At 72.4% G+C, this 17,845-nt stretch carries 15 protein-coding genes and 2 pseudogenes; 9 read left to right on the forward strand and 8 right to left on the reverse strand.

Features of this window, described 5'->3' with window-relative positions; genetic code table 11:
* The first annotated feature begins 1 nt into the window (after position 1).
* From ADL22_RS15555 to ADL22_RS15585, 7 genes and pseudogenes are all read left to right on the forward strand, one after another.
* Positions 2 to 393: pseudogene (locus ADL22_RS15555) on the forward strand (roadblock/LC7 domain-containing protein).
* A 109-nt stretch (positions 394 to 502) separates the two neighbouring features.
* A complete protein-coding gene (locus ADL22_RS15560) occupies positions 503 to 907 on the forward strand; it encodes a DUF742 domain-containing protein (RefSeq protein ID WP_066978870.1) in 405 nt (134 codons plus the stop codon).
* Complete coding sequence (locus tag ADL22_RS15565; protein ID WP_066978873.1) at positions 888 to 1,475, forward strand: GTP-binding protein; 588 nt, start codon at positions 888 to 890, stop codon at positions 1,473 to 1,475. Before ADL22_RS15560 ends, ADL22_RS15565 begins: the two co-directional genes overlap by 20 nt.
* 458 nt (positions 1,476 to 1,933) lie before the next feature.
* Positions 1,934 to 5,035, forward strand: a complete 3,102-nt coding sequence (locus ADL22_RS15570) for a nitrate- and nitrite sensing domain-containing protein (RefSeq protein ID WP_079064153.1) — start codon at positions 1,934 to 1,936, stop codon at positions 5,033 to 5,035.
* A 10-nt stretch (positions 5,036 to 5,045) separates the two neighbouring features.
* A pseudogene (locus tag ADL22_RS15575) lies at positions 5,046 to 5,418 on the forward strand (roadblock/LC7 domain-containing protein).
* An 85-nt stretch (positions 5,419 to 5,503) separates the two neighbouring features.
* Positions 5,504 to 6,118, forward strand: a complete 615-nt coding sequence (locus tag ADL22_RS15580) for a DUF742 domain-containing protein (RefSeq protein ID WP_066978878.1) — start codon at positions 5,504 to 5,506, stop codon at positions 6,116 to 6,118.
* Positions 6,099 to 6,677, forward strand: a complete 579-nt coding sequence (locus tag ADL22_RS15585) for a GTP-binding protein (RefSeq protein WP_073447656.1) — start codon at positions 6,099 to 6,101, stop codon at positions 6,675 to 6,677. The genes ADL22_RS15580 and ADL22_RS15585 overlap by 20 nt, the downstream gene beginning before the upstream one ends.
* A 72-nt stretch (positions 6,678 to 6,749) precedes the next feature.
* Here the strand turns inward: ADL22_RS15585 and ADL22_RS15590 are convergent, their stop codons facing one another.
* Positions 6,750 to 7,403, reverse strand: a complete 654-nt coding sequence (locus ADL22_RS15590) for a DUF4360 domain-containing protein (protein ID WP_066978881.1) — start codon at positions 7,401 to 7,403, stop codon at positions 6,750 to 6,752.
* Positions 7,404 to 7,687: 284 nt separating this feature from the next.
* Between ADL22_RS15590 and ADL22_RS36670 the strand changes: the two genes are divergently transcribed.
* The gene (locus ADL22_RS36670) at positions 7,688 to 7,810 is read left to right on the forward strand and encodes a hypothetical protein (RefSeq protein WP_267890173.1); all 123 of its coding nucleotides are present in this window, start codon (positions 7,688 to 7,690) and stop codon (positions 7,808 to 7,810) included.
* On the forward strand, positions 7,807 to 8,028 hold the full coding sequence (locus tag ADL22_RS15595) for a hypothetical protein (protein WP_066978884.1): 222 nt from the start codon (positions 7,807 to 7,809) through the stop codon (positions 8,026 to 8,028). The genes ADL22_RS36670 and ADL22_RS15595 overlap by 4 nt, the downstream gene beginning before the upstream one ends.
* 92 nt (positions 8,029 to 8,120) lie before the next feature.
* On the opposite strand, the gene ADL22_RS15600 is transcribed toward ADL22_RS15595, so the two are convergent.
* From ADL22_RS15600 to ADL22_RS15630, 7 genes are all read right to left on the reverse strand, one after another.
* Entirely contained in the window at positions 8,121 to 8,330 is a 210-nt protein-coding gene (locus ADL22_RS15600; RefSeq protein WP_079064154.1) for an acyl-CoA carboxylase epsilon subunit, read from the reverse strand.
* 39 nt (positions 8,331 to 8,369) lie between these two features.
* Positions 8,370 to 9,953 (reverse strand): acyl-CoA carboxylase subunit beta, encoded by a 1,584-nt coding sequence (locus tag ADL22_RS15605; protein WP_066978891.1) that lies wholly within the window; start codon positions 9,951 to 9,953, stop codon positions 8,370 to 8,372.
* A 179-nt stretch (positions 9,954 to 10,132) separates the two neighbouring features.
* Entirely contained in the window at positions 10,133 to 12,505 is a 2,373-nt protein-coding gene (locus ADL22_RS15610; protein WP_066978895.1) for a polysaccharide lyase 8 family protein, read from the reverse strand.
* A 138-nt stretch (positions 12,506 to 12,643) separates the two neighbouring features.
* Positions 12,644 to 14,254: a citramalate synthase gene (gene cimA / locus ADL22_RS15615; protein WP_066978898.1), complete on the reverse strand. Its 1,611-nt coding sequence runs from the start codon at positions 14,252 to 14,254 to the stop codon at positions 12,644 to 12,646.
* A gap of 332 nt (positions 14,255 to 14,586) precedes the next feature.
* Positions 14,587 to 15,909 carry an MFS transporter gene (locus ADL22_RS15620; RefSeq protein ID WP_066978901.1) on the reverse strand — a complete coding sequence of 441 codons (1,323 nt, stop codon included), beginning with the start codon at positions 15,907 to 15,909 and terminating at the stop codon, positions 14,587 to 14,589.
* Positions 15,910 to 16,073: 164 nt separating this feature from the next.
* The gene (locus tag ADL22_RS15625) at positions 16,074 to 16,691 is read right to left on the reverse strand and encodes a TetR/AcrR family transcriptional regulator (protein ID WP_066978903.1); all 618 of its coding nucleotides are present in this window, start codon (positions 16,689 to 16,691) and stop codon (positions 16,074 to 16,076) included.
* 32 nt (positions 16,692 to 16,723) lie between these two features.
* A complete protein-coding gene (locus tag ADL22_RS15630; RefSeq protein ID WP_066978906.1) occupies positions 16,724 to 17,764 on the reverse strand; it encodes an agmatine deiminase family protein in 1,041 nt (346 codons plus the stop codon).
* Between the last annotated feature and the right edge of the window lie 81 nt (positions 17,765 to 17,845).

Genomic DNA, 17,845 nt, shown 5'->3' on the forward strand with positions numbered 1-17,845 from the left:
GATGAGCCAGGCGGCGCAGAATCTGAACTGGTTGATCACCAACTTCGTGGAGAACACCCCCGGGGTGTCCCACACGGTCGTGGTCTCCGCGGACGGTGGTTCCCCCGGGACCGCGCCGACCAGTTGGCGGCGGTGGCCTCCGGTCTGACGTCGCTGACCTCCGGCGCGTCCCGCATCTTCGAGGGCGGGACCGTCAACCAGACCGTGGTGGAGATGGAGCGCGGTTTCCTCTTCATCATGTCGATCTCCGACGGATCGTCGCTGGCCGTCCTGGCGCACCCCGAGTGCGACATCGGCCTGGTCGGTTACGAGATGGCCCTGCTGGTCGACCGCGCGGGCACCGTCCTGACGCCCGATCTGCGCGCCGAACTCCAGGGCAGTCTGCTGAACTGAGTGCGCGCGGCGTCCGCAGCGCCGCCCGCACCCGGTAATCCCATCCATCCGTGCCGCACCCCCCACCGGCCCAACCTGACGACAGACAGTTGTCCCGTCCGGAGGACCCATGACCCCGCCGCCCCATACTTCCGGCCCGTACGGCGCCTACAGTCCCGCGCCGTACGGGAGCGAAGGCGACCAGCCGCTGGTGCGGCCGTACGCCATGACCGGAGGCCGGACCCGGCCGCGCTACCAGCTCGCCATCGAGGCGCTGGTCAGCACCACCGCCGACCCGTCCCAGCTGCCCGGGCTGCTGCCCGAGCACCAGCGGATCTGCCACCTGTGCCGCGAGGTGAAGTCGGTCGCGGAGGTCTCCGCGCTGCTGCACATCCCGCTCGGTGTGGCGCGCATCCTGGTGGCGGACCTGGCGGAGGCCGGGATGGTGGCGATCCACCAGCCGGGCGGCGAGGCGGGCGGCACGCCGGACGTGACCCTGCTGGAGAGGGTGCTCAGTGGACTTCGCAAGCTCTGACCCCGGCCGGGCCCCGGGCGGCTCGACCACCTCGGCGAAGATCGTGGTGGCGGGCGGCTTCGGCGTGGGCAAGACCACGTTCGTCGGCGCGGTCTCGGAGATCAACCCGCTGCGTACGGAGGCCGTGATGACCTCCGCGTCGGCCGGGATCGACGATCTGAGCCACGTCCAGGACAAGACGACCACGACCGTGGCGATGGACTTCGGCCGCATCACGCTGGACGAGGACCTGATCCTCTACCTCTTCGGCACGCCGGGCCAGGACCGCTTCTGGTTCATGTGGGACGACCTGGTGCGCGGCGCCATCGGCGCGGTGGTGCTCGTGGACACCCGCCGGCTGGCGGACTGCTTCCCGGCCGTGGACTACTTCGAGAACAGCGGCCTGCCGTTCGTGATCGCGCTGAACGGCTTCGAAGGGCACCAGCCGCACACCCCGGAGGAGGTCCGCGAGGCGCTGCAGATCGGCCCGGGGACGCCGATCATCACCACCGACGCGCGGCACCGCGGCGAGGCCAAGAGCGCGCTCATCACGCTCGTGGAGCACGCGCTGATGGCCCGGCTCCGGTAGCGGCGGTCCGGCCCGTCCGCCAACCGGCGCGGGCCGTCCGGCAGTTGCCGGCCAGGGGGTTTCGGCGGGGGCGTACGGGGGGTGCCGCAGGGGGCGTAACAGGGGGGACGTCACGGGGCGGATGCGGGCTGCCCGGGTCCGGTTCCCGCCGGCGGGGCGGTGTGCTGTGTCCTTCGACACGCCCGCCCCGGGCTTCATAACGTTTCGACAGTGAATCGACCCGGCTTCGCCACGGCACGCGCATGCCCGGCTTCGCTGTGCTCACAGTTCTCCCGCCTTTTGCCGCGCCTCGCCCTTAACGCCCCTTTTATCTTGCGTGCTTCACGGGTCTCCCGGGCTCTGCCCAGTGTTTGGAACGCACCGCCCTGACGTGCTGAAATTCGCTGAACTCCGGAGTAGTAACGCCCAGAAGAAACGGCACTGCAAGACCGTGCCGGCGCCGAGAGGTTGTTGGTCGAGTGAGGCGAAGCACGACGAGCCCCGAGCCGCAGGAACCGCGGCGGGGCAACTTCACGCCGCCACCCCGAGGCGGGAGCGCGCCGGCTTCCGAGGCGCCCGCGGAGCCGGCCGCCGCGCCCCCGGTCAGCGGCGGCAGGTTCGCCCCGCGCAACTGGCGGGTGGCCACCCGGCTGAACGCGATCCTGCTCATCCCCGTGCTCGTCGCCCTGGTCTTCGGCGGCCTGCGGGTGAACACCTCCTTCGGCACCTGGCAGGAGGCGCGGGACGCGGAGAACACCGCCAAGCTCGTGCGCGCCGCGCTTTCCTACAGCAACGCCCTCATCGACGAACGGGACCGCACCGCCGCGCCGCTGCTGAAGGGCGAGAAGGACGACCCGGTCGTCCAGGAGGCCCGGGACGCCACCGACGCGGCCGGGAAGGCGTTCCACGACGCCGCCAGGAACATGCCCGCCAAGCCGGGCCTGGAGCGCCGCATGGCGCTCTTCAGGAAGACCGAGCCGAAGCTGGCGCAGCTGCGCCAGGTGGCCTTCACCCCCAAGCTCACCGGCGTGCAGACCGAAGAGGGCTACGTCGAGATCCAGCACCCGCTGATGGAGTTCGCCAACGAACTCGGCCTGGGCACCGGCAACATCACCTCCTACGGGCGCACCGTCTACGCCGTCGCACTGGCGAAGGCCGCCGAGTCGCTGGAGCGCTCGATCGGCACCCATCTGCTGGTCGCCCCGGCCTCCCCGGAGAACGGCAAGGAGCACAAGGCCCAGCTGACCGCGTTCGCCTCGTACCGCTACCTGGAGGGCATCGCGATCGGCGAGTACACCTCCGGCGGCACGCCGGACGACGTGGAGCGGCTGAAGTCCGACGCCGCCAAGCTCCAGCGGACCGCCGAGCAGCAGATCGCCCGGGCCAAGGAGCAGGCGCAGGCGGCCGGCCGGACGTTCCGCGCCCCGCCGTCGATGGACCAGATGTCCACCCTCATCGGCAGCGGCGCGGACCCGTCGGCGCTGGCGCAGAAGGGCGTCACGCCGGACGTCTACTTCCAGGCGGCCACCGGCAAGTTCGACATGTACCGGTCCATCGAGAAGGACCTGGCGGACAAGGCGGTCGACGAGGCCGCGCAGATCTCCTCGGACGCCCGGACCTCGACGTTCGTGGACTCCGGCATCGTGCTGGCCGCGCTGGTCGCCGCGTTCCTGGTGGCCGGGCTGATGGCGCGCCGGATGAGCCGCAATATGCGCGCGCTGCGCAACGCGGCCTTCGGCGTGGCCGAGCAGCGGCTGCCGATGCTGGTCGACCAGCTCTCCCGTACGGACCCGGGCCGGGTCGACACCCGGGTGCAGCCGATCCCGATCGCCACCACGGACGAGATCGGCGAGGTGGCCCGCGCCTTCGACCAGGTGCACCGCGAGGCGGTCCGGCTCGCCGCCGAGCAGGCGCTGCTGCGCGGCAACGTCAACGCGATCTTCACCAATCTCTCCAGCCGCAACCAGGGCCTGATCGAGCGTCAGCTGGAGCTGATCACCGGCCTGGAGAACAACGAGGCCGACCCGGACCAGCTGGAGAACCTCTTCCGGCTCGACCACCTCGCCACGCGCATGCGCCGCAACGGCGAGAACCTCCTGATCCTCGCCGGCGAGGAGCCCGGCCGCCGCTGGAACCAGCCGGTGCCGCTGATCGACGTGCTGCGGGCGGCGACGTCCGAGGTCGAGTCGTACGAGCGGATCGAGCTCAGCGCGGTACCGGAGAGCGAGATCCACGGCACCGCCGTGACCGACCTGATCCACCTGCTGTCGGAGCTGCTGGAGAACGCCACCACGTTCTCCTCGCCGCAGACCAAGGTGAAGGTGGCCGCGACCCGGCTGCCGGACGGCCGGATCATGATCGAGATCCACGACAAGGGCATCGGGCTGACCCCCGAGGACTTCGCGGACATCAACCACAAGCTGGCCAACCCGCCGAGCGTGGACGCCGCGATCTCCCAGCGGATGGGCCTGTTCGTGGTCGGCCGGCTGGCCGACCGGCACGGGATCCGGGTGCAGCTGCGCCCCTCGGGCGAGCAGGCCGGCACCACCTCGCTGGTCATGCTGCCGGAGGCGATCACCCACGGCGGTGGCGGCGACGAGCAGGTCGACCAGGACTTCACGGTCTCCCGGATCGTCCCCGAGCAGCCGCAGTCGGCGTACGAGGGCGGTACCCGCACCGCCGCCGAGCTGGGCTTCGACGACGGCTTCCAGGCGCGCCCCGCCGGCCCGGACGGGCTGGACCCCGTGGGCCGCTCGCTGCTGCGCGAGGAGCGCCGGGCGGCGCTGGAGGCCCAGGCGGCCGCCGGGCAGCCCGCGGAGGAGCCGGCCGGCGCCCGTCCGCTGTACCGCGACGAGGTGCCCGCCGAGAGCCACCAGGAGCCGCCGGCCGCGCCGTATGCGGAGCCCGGTGCGCCGCTGTACGACGACCGGTCCTTCGGCGGCGAGGCGTTCGGCGAACCGGCCCCGGCGCAGACCACCGGCCAGCACCCCTACGCCCCGCACGACCCGCTCACCGATCCGCTGCCCCCGGACGCCTGGGCCGAACAGCCCGTCTACGACGGCTACTTCGGGACCGAAGCGGAATCTGACCGGAATCAGCCCGCCGCTCCCGCTGATGCGCCCGAGCGCGTACCATTCGAGCGTCCCGGCCCCACCGAGAGCGTGATCCACTCGCTGACCGACGCCGGCCTTCCGCGCCGCGGCGGCGGCTCGCCGCAGGGTCAGCAGCCGAGCGCACCGGAGTCCGGCCGGGACGACGGTTCCGCCTGGCGCAGTGAGAACGACGAGCGCTGGCAGCGGGCGGGCCGACTGCGCCAGCCGACGGCGGGCGGGGTCACCGCTTCCGGCCTTCCCCGGCGGGTGCCCAAGGCCAATCTGGTCGAGGGCACCGCGGAGCAGTCCACGCAGGGCGGCCCCCAGGTCTCCCGCGCCCCGGAGGACGTCCGCGGCAGGCTGAGCAATCTGCGCCGCGGTGTCCAGCAGGGGCGCAGCGCCGGCACCGGCGCGGACCCCTCCCCGGGGGTCCCCCAGAATGACCAACAGGGCTTCGGCCCCGGCAGCACCTACGATCAGGAGCGTTAGTGTGAGCCCGATGAGCCAGGCGGCGCAGAATCTGAACTGGTTGATCACCAACTTCGTGGAGAACACCCCCGGGGTGTCCCACACGGTCGTGGTCTCCGCGGACGGTGGATCAGCTGGCGGCGGTGGCCTCCGGTCTGACGTCGCTGACCTCCGGCGCGTCCCGCATCTTCGAGGGCGGGGACGTCAACCAGACCGTGGTGGAGATGGAGCGCGGCTTCCTCTTCATCATGTCCGTCTCGGACGGATCGTCGCTGGCCGTGCTGGCGCACCCGGAGTGCGACATCGGCCTGGTCGGCTACGAGATGGCCCTGCTGGTCGATCGCGCGGGCACCGTCCTGACGCCCGATCTGCGCGCGGAACTGCAGGGCAGCCTTCTCAACTAGCAGACAGGCAGTGCGTTTCCCGCCACCGCGCCATAGGGTGCGGTGGCGCGACCGGCGTCAGAGCAGGCAAGTTGGAGGAGGAGACGTGGCAACGCCCCCGAGCGGCTACCCGTACGGTCCCGGACCGCAGTCCGGCCCCCAGGGCGAGACCCATCACAACCGCTTCAACTTCCCTTCCGCGCCGAGCCGCAGGCCGCAGCGGCACCTGCCGCCGCAGCCGCAGCAACCCGCCCAGCAGCGGGGCCCGTACGAGCAGCGCCCGTACGAGCCCGCACCGTACGAGCCGCCGCGGCCGCCGCGCATCCAGCCGGTGCAGCCGCCGCGGCCGGCGCCCGAGCCCGCCCCCACGGGCGGGGCGAACAACCCCCTCGTGCGCCCGTACGCCATGACCGGGGGCCGGACCCGGCCGCGCTACCAGCTCGCCATCGAGGCGCTGGTCAGCACGACCGCCGATCCCGCGAAGCTGCAGGGCCAGCTGCCGGAGCACCAGCGCATCTGCCACCTCTGCCGCGAGATCAAATCAGTGGCCGAGATCTCGGCCCTCCTCTCCATCCCCCTCGGCGTCGCCCGGATCCTCGTCGCCGACCTGGCGGAGGCCGGGCTCGTCGCCATCCATCAGCCCGGCGGGGACGAGACCGCCGGCGGACAGCCAGATGTGACACTGCTCGAAAGGGTGCTCAGTGGACTTCGCAAGCTCTAGCGGTGCAGCCCGCTCCACCACCTCGGCGAAGATCGTGGTGGCGGGCGGCTTCGGCGTGGGCAAGACCACGTTCGTCGGGGCCGTCTCAGAGATCAACCCGCTGCGCACCGAAGCCGTGATGACCTCCGCCTCGGCGGGCATCGACGACCTCACGCACGCACCGGACAAGACGACCACGACCGTGGCGATGGACTTCGGCCGGATCACCCTGGACCAGGACCTGATCCTGTACCTCTTCGGTACGCCGGGCCAGGACCGCTTCTGGTTCATGTGGGACGACCTGGTGCGCGGCGCCATCGGCGCGGTGGTCCTGGTGGACACCCGCCGCCTGGCGGACTGCTTCCCGGCCGTGGACTACTTCGAGAACAGCGGCCTGCCGTTCGTGATCGCCCTCAACGGCTTCGACGGACACCAGCCCTACACGCCCGACGAGGTGCGTGAGGCGCTGCAGATCGGCCCGGACGCGCCGATCATCACCACCGACGCGCGGCACCGCAGCGAGGCCAAGAGCGCGCTCATCACGCTCGTGGAGCACGCCCTGATGGCCCGGCTGCGCTGACCGGACGGCCCCGCGCCGCCCCGTACGAAGGCCCCCGCACACCTGCCGGTCGCGGGGGCCTTCGCCGTGCGGTCAGCGGCGGGCCGGGCACTGCTTCCAGGCGAAGTGGTACACCGTGTTGATGCTGCCGTCGGTGGAGTCCATCGCCATGAAGCTGGTGGCGGCCGGGTCGGCGGACTTGGCGTCCACCCGCAGTTCGGTGTTGATGTTGAAGTAGCGCTCCTCACCGCAGGGCGCGTAGACCAGCGCGTCCACGTCGGTCTCGTCGGAGGTCTGCCAGTTGGTCTCGTAGGGGCCGGTGAAGGTGTGGCTGCGGCGGGCCGTCTCGGACTGGCCCTGGAAGTAGTAGCCGGCCTGCTCCAGGCCGGTGGCGCCCTTGGCCAGGGAGGCGTAGCCGCGGTAGTCGGCGCGCGCGACGGCGTAGGTGAAGCCCTGCGGGACGTGCACGCTGAGCGCGATCTGGCAGTTCTTGCGGGCGTCGGTGGGTCTGCTGCCGCCGCCGGCCTGGGCGAGGTACTCGCTGTAGGTGACGGTGAAGGCGGTGTTGTCGGGCGCGATGGCGACGGCGGCGCTGCCGGGGCGGCAGCCGGAGCCGTTGACCGTGGCGACGGTGATGGTGATCTTCCCGGTGGGCGGGTCGTCGCCGTAGCGGGCGGGGGTGGTGGGGGATGCCGGGCCGGCGAGGAGCAGGGCCGCCGCGGTGGCGGCGCCGAGCGTGCTGAGCATGGCTCTTCCTTCCGGTCGTCCTGTTCCCGCGGCGTCGGCGCCGCGGGCGGGGTGACGAGGGCATGCCAGCACGGGGATCTCCGCTTGCCCAGCTCCGCCGACCGGGCTCGGTGCGAACCTACGCCTCGTTCCGGACGCGCCCTGCCGAACCGGAACACCCGCGAGCGCGCCCGGGCACGGCTGACCGGCCGGAGACGGCCTGGGGGACGCGGTGGGACGCCGGCGGACGTACTCCCGTCGCCCCGCGGGGAGTGCGACAATCACCTCTCCCCCATGGAGGGCCGATGGCGTGCGACAGGAATCTGTACGGAACGGGAGCGGTGTGCGAGAAGTGCGGGCAGCACATGACCCGGACCCAGGACGGCTGGTGGATCTGCTACGCGTGCGGGACGAGCAAACCCGCGTGAACGAACCGTGCCCCCGGTGCGGCGAACCCCTCGCCGGCACCGGAGGCGACTGGTGGCGGTGCAGCTCCGACGCCTGCCCGTACGAGCTGCCGGAGCAGGCGTACCGGCTGTACTGCGAGCTGTCGGCGATGATCGACCACGACCCCGACACGTTCTTCAAGGTCGTCAGCGCCTACTGCGCGGAACTCCGGGCCCGCGAACCCGCCTGGACGCAGTGATCCGGACCCCCCCGCCGGACCGCGCCACCGCATGCCGAAGGGCCCCGCACCGGAGTGCGGGGCCCTTCGCTGCGCTCTGCTCAGCGTCTTGCTCAGCGCTGCCAGCTGGTCGCGCCGTGGAAGCCGGTCTGGCGCTCCAGGCGGCGCCAGCGGGCGGCGGTGGCGCGCGGGCCGGCCGGGGCGGCCGGGCGGTGCGCGGCGCGGGCCAGCAGCACGGCGGTCAGCGCGGCCAGCTCTTCCTCGCTGGCCTGGCCCTTCTCGACCCGGATGGGGGCGGCGACGGTGGACTGGGCGGGGTTCACGGCGGTCTCGATTCTCCGTGGAAGCGGTTGCGGACGGGGTTACTGGGGCGGGTTGCCGTGCTTGCGGGCCGGGAGGTCCGCGTGCTTGGTGCGCAGCATCTCCAGCGCCCGGACGAGCACCTGGCGGGTGTCGGTCGGGTCGATGACGTCGTCGACCAGGCCGCGCTCGGCCGCGTAGTACGGGTGCATCAGCTCGGACTTGTACTCCTTGACCATGCGGGTGCGCATGGCCTCGGAGTCGTCGGCCTCGGCGATCTGCTTGCGGAAGATGACGTTGGCCGCGCCCTCGGCGCCCATCACGGCGATCTCGTTGGTGGGCCAGGCGTAGGTCAGGTCGGCGCCGATGGACTGCGAGTCCATGACGATGTACGCGCCGCCGTACGCCTTGCGCAGCACGATCGAGATCCGCGGGACGGTGGCGTTGCAGTACGCGTAGAGCAGCTTGGCGCCGTGCCGGATGATGCCGCCGTGCTCCTGGTCGACGCCGGGCAGGAAGCCGGGGACGTCGAGCAGCGTGACGATCGGGATGTTGAAGGCGTCGCACATCTGGACGAAGCGGGCGGCCTTCTCGGACGCCTCGATGTCCAGGACGCCGGCCAGCGACTGCGGCTGGTTGGCGATGATGCCGACCACCCGGCCGTCGAAGCGGGTCAGCGCGCAGATGATGTTGGTGGCCCAGCGCTCGTGGACCTCGAGGTACTCGCCGTCGTCGACGATCTCCTCGATGACCTTGCGCATGTCGTACGGCCGGTTGCCGTCCGCCGGGACGAGGTCCAGGAGGCTGTCGCAGCTGCGGTCGGCGGGGTCCTCGCAGGGCACGGCCGGCGGGTTCTCCCGGTTGTTGGCCGGCAGCAGCGAGAGGAGGTAGCGGACCTCCTCCAGGCAGGTGACCTCGTCGTCGTAGGCGAAGTGCGCCACACCGGAGGTCTCGGCGTGCACATCGGCGCCGCCCAGGCCGTTCTGCGTGATCTCCTCGCCGGTCACCGCGCGCACCACGTCGGGGCCGGTGATGAACATCTGCGAGGTCTCGCGGACCATGAAGACGAAGTCGGTCAGGGCCGGCGAGTAGGCCGCGCCGCCGGCGCACGGGCCCAGCATGACGCTTATCTGCGGGATGACGCCCGACGCCTTGGTGTTGCGCTGGAAGATGCCGCCGTAGCCGGCCAGCGCGGAGACGCCCTCCTGGATGCGGGCGCCCGCGCCGTCGTTCAGGGACACCAGCGGCGCACCGGCCTGGATGGCCATGTCCATGATCTTGTGGATCTTGGTGGCGTGGGCCTCGCCCAGCGCGCCGCCGAAGATCCGGAAGTCGTGCGCGTACACGAAGACGGTCCGGCCGTGGACCGTGCCCCAGCCGGTGATCACACCGTCGGTGTACGGCTTCTTGGCCTCCAGACCGAATCCGGTGGCGCGGTGCCGGCGCAGCGGCTCGACCTCGTTGAAGGAACCCTCGTCCAGCAGCAGGTCGATCCGCTCGCGGGCGGTCAGCTTGCCCTTGGCGCGCTGCGCCTCGGTGGCTCGCTCGCTGGGGCCTCGCCGGACCTGCTCACGGATCGCGTGCAGTTCGGCGACGCGCCCGCGGGCGTCGCCGGCGCCGGCGGGCGCGTCTTCGACAGTGGTCATGCATCGACGGTACGTGGCGAAGGCCCCGCACACCGATGTCGGTTTCGTACAACGTCGGACGTGATTTCGTGGGCAGGCGGTACAGAACCGCGCTGTACGAGGCGTGACTGCGGGCCTGTGACGGGGTGGACACGGTGTCCAGCGGCTGTACGGTGCCGACAAACGGCAGCCGGGTGATGTCAGCCGGTCAGCACGGTGCAGGTGTGCGTGGCGCAGGCCGTACCGGGCGTCAGCCGCAGCCGCAGGGCGCGACCCGCCTCGATCACCCGGACGGCGGGGTCGTGCCGGAGCACCGCCCGCACCGGCCGCGACCAGGTGATCTCCAGCGCCTCACCGGTGCGCTCGGGCGCGGCGGCACACACCGTGGCCGTCCGCCCCGCCCCCTGCCCGGCGGGCTCGCGCACCAGCACGGCGGCGGGCCCGCCGACCGCGAGCTGCCCGGCCTCCCCCGCCCGCCAGAACACGGCGGCGGTGACCCCGAGGGACCGCACCGCCACCGCCTGCCGCCCGTCGTCGTTGGCCAGGACCCGCAGCCACCGCCGATCGGCGGCCCGCGCGGCGGTGGCGGCGGCCGTCGCCCCGGGCATCAGCAGATAGGCGTAACCGGCACCTTCCGGATCAACCCCATGATCGTGCCACAGCGTCAGATACCGCCGCGTCACCGGATCACTGACCGAGGTGGTGTTGATGTCCGACCACCGCCCCGTCCGGTCCTCGCACCGCGCGTGCAGCGGCGCCCCGCCGGGAAAGACATAGCCCCCGTGCCCGGCCAGATGGGCCCACCGGGCGCGCCGTTCGACACGGGACCAGCCCGGCCGCACCGCCCGCCGCACCCCGTCCACCGTGAACGCACCGCTCCCCCGCTCCCCCAGATTGCGGTTGTCGACCACGGTCTCCGCCGGAACACCGTCGCGCGAGCCGATCCCCGCCCCCAGGCAGACCACGCAATCGTCCAGCGCGAACCAGGACTTGTGTGCCACAAGGGTGGAATCCAGACCGCGCACGTCCTGCCCGATCGCGGCGAACTCCCCGTCCGTGGTGCCGCCGACCCACCGCGCGGCCGGTTTCGGCGCGCCCCAGCCGCCGCCCGCGTCATCGGCCAGCCGCTTGGTGGACACGGTCGTCCCCGGCAGGCGGTACGGGTCGACGGTGGGCCAGAAGGCATCCGTGTACTGGTCGCCGGCCGCGCCCGCGGGCCACCAGTAGAGCATTCCGGCGCCGGTGTGCCAGCCGCGCCGGTTCTCGCCGTTGCCGTTCTCGTAGTACGTGATGCGGTCCGAGCACATCGCCAGGCCCGCGGTCCAGCCGGGCCGGCGGTGCACGGCCCGGTCCATGGCGGGGAACAGCCGGTGGCCCACGGGCTCCGGGGCGGCCGGCACCGGCCCGCGCGCGACGGCGGCCAGCCGGGCCAGCTCGGCGACGCCGAACTGCGGATCGGTCAGCACCGGCAGCGTGCGGTCCCGCGCGATCCAGCCCTTGATCATGCCGTGCCAGCGGTCCCGTTCGGCCCCGCTCGCGGACTCGGCGAGCAGCGCGATGGCCGCGATCACCGCATGCCCGTGGAAGTGATCGCTGCGCATCACCCGCCGCTCGTCACCGCGCAGCCAACCCCGGCTGATGGCCCGCCCGTTGACGCTGTCCATCATCAACCCGTCGTGCAGCAGCGGGGCGAACGCGCCGTCCACGCTGTCCAGTACGACCTGCCGCCCGGGATCGCTCACCTCCCACGCGGACCCCCGCAGCAGCGCGAAGAGCCGCCCGAGGCCGTCGAGCAGCACCGCGCCATACGTCCCGGTGTACGGCACCCAGGTGTGCTGGATGAACGAGCCGTCGGCGTAGAGGCCGTCGCCCTTGGTCACGTACGGAAAGACCGGGGACAGCGCGTCCCGGGCGAGGGCGATCCGTCCGGGATCGCGGCCGAGGATGCCGTGGAGGGCGGCGACCCGGCACAGATCGACGCGATTGGCACCGGTACTGGTGCCGGTGTACGACCCCAGCGCCTCGTCGGGCACGAAGTGGCGAACGGCGGCCAGGCACCGAGCCGCGATCTCCTCCCCCACCCGCTCGCCCAGCACGGCCAGCGTGTCCAGCAGCAGCCGCGGGCTGCCGATCTGCCACTCCCACCAGTTGCCGTACGGCGCGGTCCCGGCGCCGTAGGCGGCCCGTTCGAGCCGGTCGAGCCCGGCGACCACGGCCGCCGCCAGGTCCGCGTCCCCGGTCAGGCCCGTCCCGGGCTGCGCCCAGGCCATCGCCATGGTGTTCAGCCGCCCGTAGCTCCGGGTGATCCCCGAGGGCGGGTCGTAGGGGCAGTCGGCCCACAGCAGCGGCTCCCCCGGCCGCAGCTGCGCGCGGTACCGGGCCGCGAGCTGTCCGGTCTCGCGCAGCACGCCCGCGTACGGTGCGGCCGCCGGGTCGAAGCCGCTGCCCAGCAGCAGCCCGCACCACCGCTCGCGCAGCGCCCGGAACGGATCCTCCGCCACCCGGCCGGCGCCGAGCGCCCCCGCGGCGGCCACCCCCAGAAACCCCCGGCGACTGAGCTGCCACGCACCCATAGCGGCCTCCCGCACTGACGGATGCCGTGACCGTAGCCCCGAACACCCCGGCAGTCGACCACCCGCGCACGCCCCCGCCCGCCGGGATTCCACCACCCGCGGGAGGGGGCGGGCCGAACGCCCCGCGCGGCGGGGAGATCAGCCCTCCGGCGTGACCCCGGCGCGCAGCAGGCCGTAGGCGTAGGCGTCGTCCAGCGCCTGCCAGGACGCCGCGATGACGTTCTCCGCGACGCCGACGGTGGACCATTCGCCGCGGCCGTCGCTGGTGGAGACCAGCACCCGGGTGATGGAGCCGGTGCCCAGGGCGCCCTCCAGGATGCGGACCTTGTAGTCCACCAGCTCCATGGAAGCCAGCTGCGGGTAGATCCGCTCCAGCGCCACCCGCAGCGCCCGGTCCAGCGCGTTGACCGGGCCGTTGCCCTCCGCGGTGACGACGATCCGCTCGCCCTTGGCCCAGAGCTTGACGGTCGCCTCGTTGGCGTGGGTGCCGTCGGGCCGGTCCTCGACGATGGCGCGCCAGGACTCGACGGTGAAGAACCGCAGCGGCTTGCCGCCCACCTCCTCCCGGAGGAGCAGTTCGAACGACGCGTCGGCGGCCTCGTAGGTGTAGCCGGCCAGTTCGCGTTCCTTGACGCGTTCGACGACCCGGCCGACCAGTTCGCGGTCGCCGCCGAGGTCGATGCCCAGTTCCTTGCCCTTGAGCTCGATGGAGGCCCGGCCGGCCATGTCGGAGACCAGCATCCGCATGGTGTTGCCGACCAGGGCGGGGTCGATGTGCTGGTAGAGGTCGGGGTCCACCTTGATCGCGGAGGCGTGCAGTCCGGCCTTGTGGGCGAACGCGGAGACCCCGACGTAGGGCTGGTGGGTGGAGGGGGTGAGGTTGACGACCTCGGCGATGGCGTGCGAGATCCGGGTGGTCTCGGCGAGCTTGCCGGGCGGCAGGACCGGGCGCCCGTACTTCAGCTCCAGGGCGGCGACGACCGGGAAGAGGTTGGAGTTGCCGACCCGTTCGCCGTAGCCGTTGGCGGTGCACTGGACGTGGGTGGCGCCGGCGTCGACCGCGGCCAGGGTGTTGGCGACCGCGCAGCCGGTGTCGTCCTGGGCGTGGATGCCGAGCCGGGCGCCGGTGTCGGCGAGGACGGTGCGGACCACGGCCGAGACCTGGGCCGGGAGCATCCCGCCGTTGGTGTCGCAGAGGACGACGACGTCGGCGCCGGCCTCGTGCGCGGTGCGGACCACGGACTTGGCGTAGTCGGCGTCCAGCGCGTAGCCCTCGAAGAAGTGCTCGCAGTCGAGGAAGACCCGGCGGCCGTGGGCGCGCAGGTGGGCGATGGTGTCGCGGACCATCGCGAGGTTCTCCTCGGGCGTGGTGCGCAGGGCCAGTTCGACGTGGCGGACGTGGGACTTGGCGACCAGGGTGATGACCGGGGCCTGGGAGTCCAGCAGGGCCGCGACCTGCGGGTCGTCCTCGACGCGGACGCCGGCCTTGCGGGTGGCGCCGAAGGCGACCAGCTGGGCATGGCGGAAGTCGATCTCCGCGCGGGCGCGCTGGAAGAACTCGGTGTCGCGCGGGTTGGCGCCGGGCCAGCCGCCCTCGATGAAGCCGACGCCGTAGTCGTCCAGGTGACGGGCGAGGGTGAGCTTGTCGGCGACGGTGAGGTTGATGCCCTCGCGCTGAGCGCCGTCGCGCAGGGTGGTGTCGAAAACGTGGAAGTCGTCGGGGACGGCGGCTTCGGGTGCGTCCGTCATGCTGGTCTGGCTCCTGTCGGGTCTCGGTCTACCGGAATGCCCGGTTCCACCGTCCCTCCATGGTCCCTCGCGCGGCGCTTCCGGCGGCGGGTGGGTCCGGAAACGAAAAAACCTCTCGCGGGTGCGAGAGGTCTGCGCGCGGGTCTGGGGACGACGGTGGCCGCCGTACTCGGGTCGTACGGGCGGTCACTGCGGACCGGCGCGCCTGCTGCCAATAATGGCGAACGAGAGCACGGGGGCAGTCTGGCACAGGACCGCCCCCGCGTTCCGCCCGTCTCACCATGCGAGCGGGCACCGGCGCTTTGTGGACACGGGCGCCCGCTCGGGGGGCTTCAGGACGCGAGCACCCGCTCGCCGGTCCCCTCGCCGTCCGCGCTCCCCTTGCCGACCCGGTGCAGGTCGATGGTCCGGGTCTCCCGCATCGTGAGGTACACGATCAGCGAGACCGCCGCGCAGCCGGAGACGTACCAGTAGTAGCCGGACTCGATCCCGCCGTTCTTGAACCACAGGGCGACGTACTCGGCGGTGCCGCCGAAGAGCGCGTTGGCGATCGCGTACGGCAGGGCGACGCCCAGCGCGCGGATGCCGGTGGGGAACAGCTCGGCCTTCACACAGGCGTTGATCGAGGTGTAGCCGGTGACCACGACCAGGGCCAGCAGGGACAGGCCGAGCGCCGGCCAGAAGCTGCCGGCGTGCTTGAGCAGCGTCATGATCGGCACGGTCAGGAAGGTGGAGCCGATGGCGAAGGTGATCAGCAGCGGGCGCCGGCCGATCCGGTCGGACAGCTTGCCGGCCAGCGGCTGGAGGCACATGAAGAGGAACAGCGCGCAGAAGCTCACCAGCGAGGCGGTGGGCTTGGCCAGCCCGGCGGTGCCGGAGAGGTACTTGGTGAGGTAGGTGGTGTACGTGTAGTACGCCACGGTGCCGCCCATGGTGAGCGCGATGACCAGGAACGCCTCGCGCCGGTGGGCCCACAGCGCCTTCATGGTGCCGCGGTCGGGGTCGCGGTGGGCGTCGTCGTCCTCGGCGTAGACCTCGGTCTCCAGCATGGAGCGGCGCAGGTAGAAGACGATCCCGGCGCCCAGCGCGCCGACGATGAACGGGATCCGCCAGGCCCAGCTGTGCAGCGCCTGCTCGGACATGGTGCGCTGGAGGATGATCTGGAGGCCGAGGCCGAGCAGCTGGCCGGCGGTCATCGACACGTACTGGAAGCTGGAGGCGAAGCCGCGGCGGCCGGGCGCGGACGCCTCGGTGAGGTAGGTGGCGCTGGCCGCGTACTCACCGCCGACCGAGAGGCCCTGGAGCATACGGGCCACGAGCAGGACGGCGATCCCGCCGTAGCCGGCGGCGGCGTAGGTGGGGGCGATCGCGATCAGGACGGCCGAGGCGGACATCAGGGTCACGGTCAGGGTGAGCGCGGCCTTGCGGCCCCGGCGGTCGCCGACCCGGCCGAGCAGCCAGCCGCCGACCGGGCGCATGAAGAAGCCGACGGCGAAGATCCCCATGGTGTTCATGAGGTTGGCGGTGTCGTTCCCCTTGGGGAAGAACGCGTCGGCGAAGTACACCGCGAAACTGGCGTAGACGAACCAGTCGAACCACTCGACCATGTTGCCGGCCGAGCCGACCCAGATCTTCTTCCATTGCTCTCGTCCCATAGCCGATCACGGTCGCCGAGAGCGGGCCGGCGGGCAAGGGGCTACGCGGCAACGATCCCGCGTACTTGCGTGCGTTGCGGTCACGGCGGGGGCGCGCGGCGGGGCGGCGGGGGCGCCGGGCGGACCCGGCGGACGGGCTCGGCGGACCGGGCGCGGGCCGGCCGTCAGCCGCCGTCCCGCATCAGGGATTCGTCCAGGAACGCCGCGACCTCCCGGCCCACCTGGGCGCGGTCGGTGCCGGGCAGGCCGACGACGAGGTGGGTGCCGAAGCCGTCGAGCAGGGCGCGGGTGCGGCGGGCGAAGCGCTCGGCGTCCACGGGGCGGAACTCGCCGGAGGAGGCGCCCTCGACCAGCAGCGCCACCAGGTCGCGGTGCCAGGCCAGCTCCAGGTCGAGCTGGCGCTCGCGGGTCTCCTCGTCGGCGTTCTGGGAGCGGACCCAGACCTCCAGCCACAGCGTCCAGCGCGGATCGCGGTGGCCTTCGGGGAGGTAGAGGTCGACCAGGGCGTCGAGGCGTTCGCGGGCGGAGACCCGGCGGGCGAGGGCGGCCCGGCGCTCGGCGCCGAGCTGCTCCTCGCTCCACTGGAGGGTCTGCAGCAGCAGCTCGTCCTTCGTACCGAAGTAGTAGAGGATGTGGCCGCTGCTCATGCCGACCTCGCGGCCCAGGCCCGCCATGGTCAGCCGGTCCAGTCCCTCCGCGGCGATGGTGGCCATCGCGGCGGCGAGCACCTGCTCGCGCGGCTGGTTGAGCCGCCGCCGGGGACGGCGTACGGGACCGGACACGGGGACCTCCGGGACGGGACGGGCCTGGTGGGTCAGACCTTGGGCTGCTGCTGGGTGATGCAGTGGATACCGCCACCCGCTGCGAAGATCGTACGGGCGTCCACCAGGGTGACGGTGCGGTCGGGGAACAGCCGGCGGAAGATCGCGGCCGCCTCCTCGTCGCGCGGGTCGTCGAAGGCGCACAGCACGATGCCGCCGTTGCACTGGAGGTGGTTGATGTAGGAGTAGTCGACCAGCTCGCCGTCCTCCTCGATGACGGTGGGAGCCGGGATCTCCACGACCTCCAGCTGGCGGCCGCGGGCGTCGGTGGAGGCGCGCAGCAGCTTGGCGATCTCGGTGCAGATCGCGTGGTCGGGGTGGTCGGGGTTGGGCTGGGTGTGGACCATCACCACGCCGGGGCGGGCGAAGGCGGCGACGATGTCCACGTGGCCGCGGGTGCCGAACTGGCCGTAGTCGGCGTAGAGGCCGCGCGGCAGCCAGATCGCCTTGGTGGTGCCGAGGTGGGCGTGGATCTCCGCCTCGACGTCCTCCTTGGTGCGGCCGGGGTTGCGGCCCGGGTCGAGCTGGACGGTCTCGGTGAGCAGGACGGTGCCCTCGCCGTCGACGTGGATGCCGCCGCCCTCGTTGACCAGCGGGGTGGCGTAGCGGCGGGCGCCGGCGAGCCCGGCGACCTGCTCGGCTATCTTCGCGTCGCGGTCCCAGGCGGCCCACTCCTGGGCACCCCAGCCGTTGAACACCCAGTCCACGGCGGCCAGTTCGCCCTGGCCGTTGGTGACGAAGGTGGGGCCGATATCGCGCATCCAGGCGTCGTCCAGGGGGCGCTCGACCAGGTCGATGCCGTCGCCGAGCAGGGCCCGGGCGCCCTCCAGCTGGCCGGGTCCGGCGACCACGGTCACCGGCTCGTACCGCCGCACCGCGCGGGCGACCGCCGCCCAGGCGCCGCGGGCCTCGGCGAGGGTGTCGCCGCCCTCGGCGCCGAAGGTGAAGTTGGGGCCGGGCCAGGCCATCCAGGTGCGCTCGTGCGGGGCCCACTCGGGGGGCATGCGGAAGCCGTCGGCGGCGGGGGTGTTCATACGGGATCCTCGGGTCCTGGGGTGCGCGGGGCGCGGGAACGGGGGGGTGGGGGCGGCTCCGCGGCCGGAGCGGCCGCGGAG

The organism is Streptomyces sp. NRRL F-4489 (genome assembly GCF_001509485.1).
Taxonomy (GTDB): Bacteria; Actinomycetota; Actinomycetes; order Streptomycetales; family Streptomycetaceae; genus Streptomyces.

Coding starts and splice junctions, on each gene's coding strand:
- ADL22_RS15630 (WP_066978906.1), bottom strand. CDS start 17,764: ATGAACACCCCCGCCGCCGACGGCTTCCGCATGCCCCCCGAGTGGGCC.
- ADL22_RS15560 (WP_066978870.1), top strand. CDS start 503: ATGACCCCGCCGCCCCATACTTCCGGCCCGTACGGCGCCTACAGTCCC.
- ADL22_RS15620 (WP_066978901.1), bottom strand. CDS start 15,909: ATGGGACGAGAGCAATGGAAGAAGATCTGGGTCGGCTCGGCCGGCAAC.
- ADL22_RS36670 (WP_267890173.1), top strand. CDS start 7,688: ATGGCGTGCGACAGGAATCTGTACGGAACGGGAGCGGTGTGCGAGAAG.
- ADL22_RS15610 (WP_066978895.1), bottom strand. CDS start 12,505: ATGGGTGCGTGGCAGCTCAGTCGCCGGGGGTTTCTGGGGGTGGCCGCC.
- ADL22_RS15605 (WP_066978891.1), bottom strand. CDS start 9,953: ATGACCACTGTCGAAGACGCGCCCGCCGGCGCCGGCGACGCCCGCGGG.
- cimA (WP_066978898.1), bottom strand. CDS start 14,254: ATGACGGACGCACCCGAAGCCGCCGTCCCCGACGACTTCCACGTTTTC.
- ADL22_RS15590 (WP_066978881.1), bottom strand. CDS start 7,403: ATGCTCAGCACGCTCGGCGCCGCCACCGCGGCGGCCCTGCTCCTCGCC.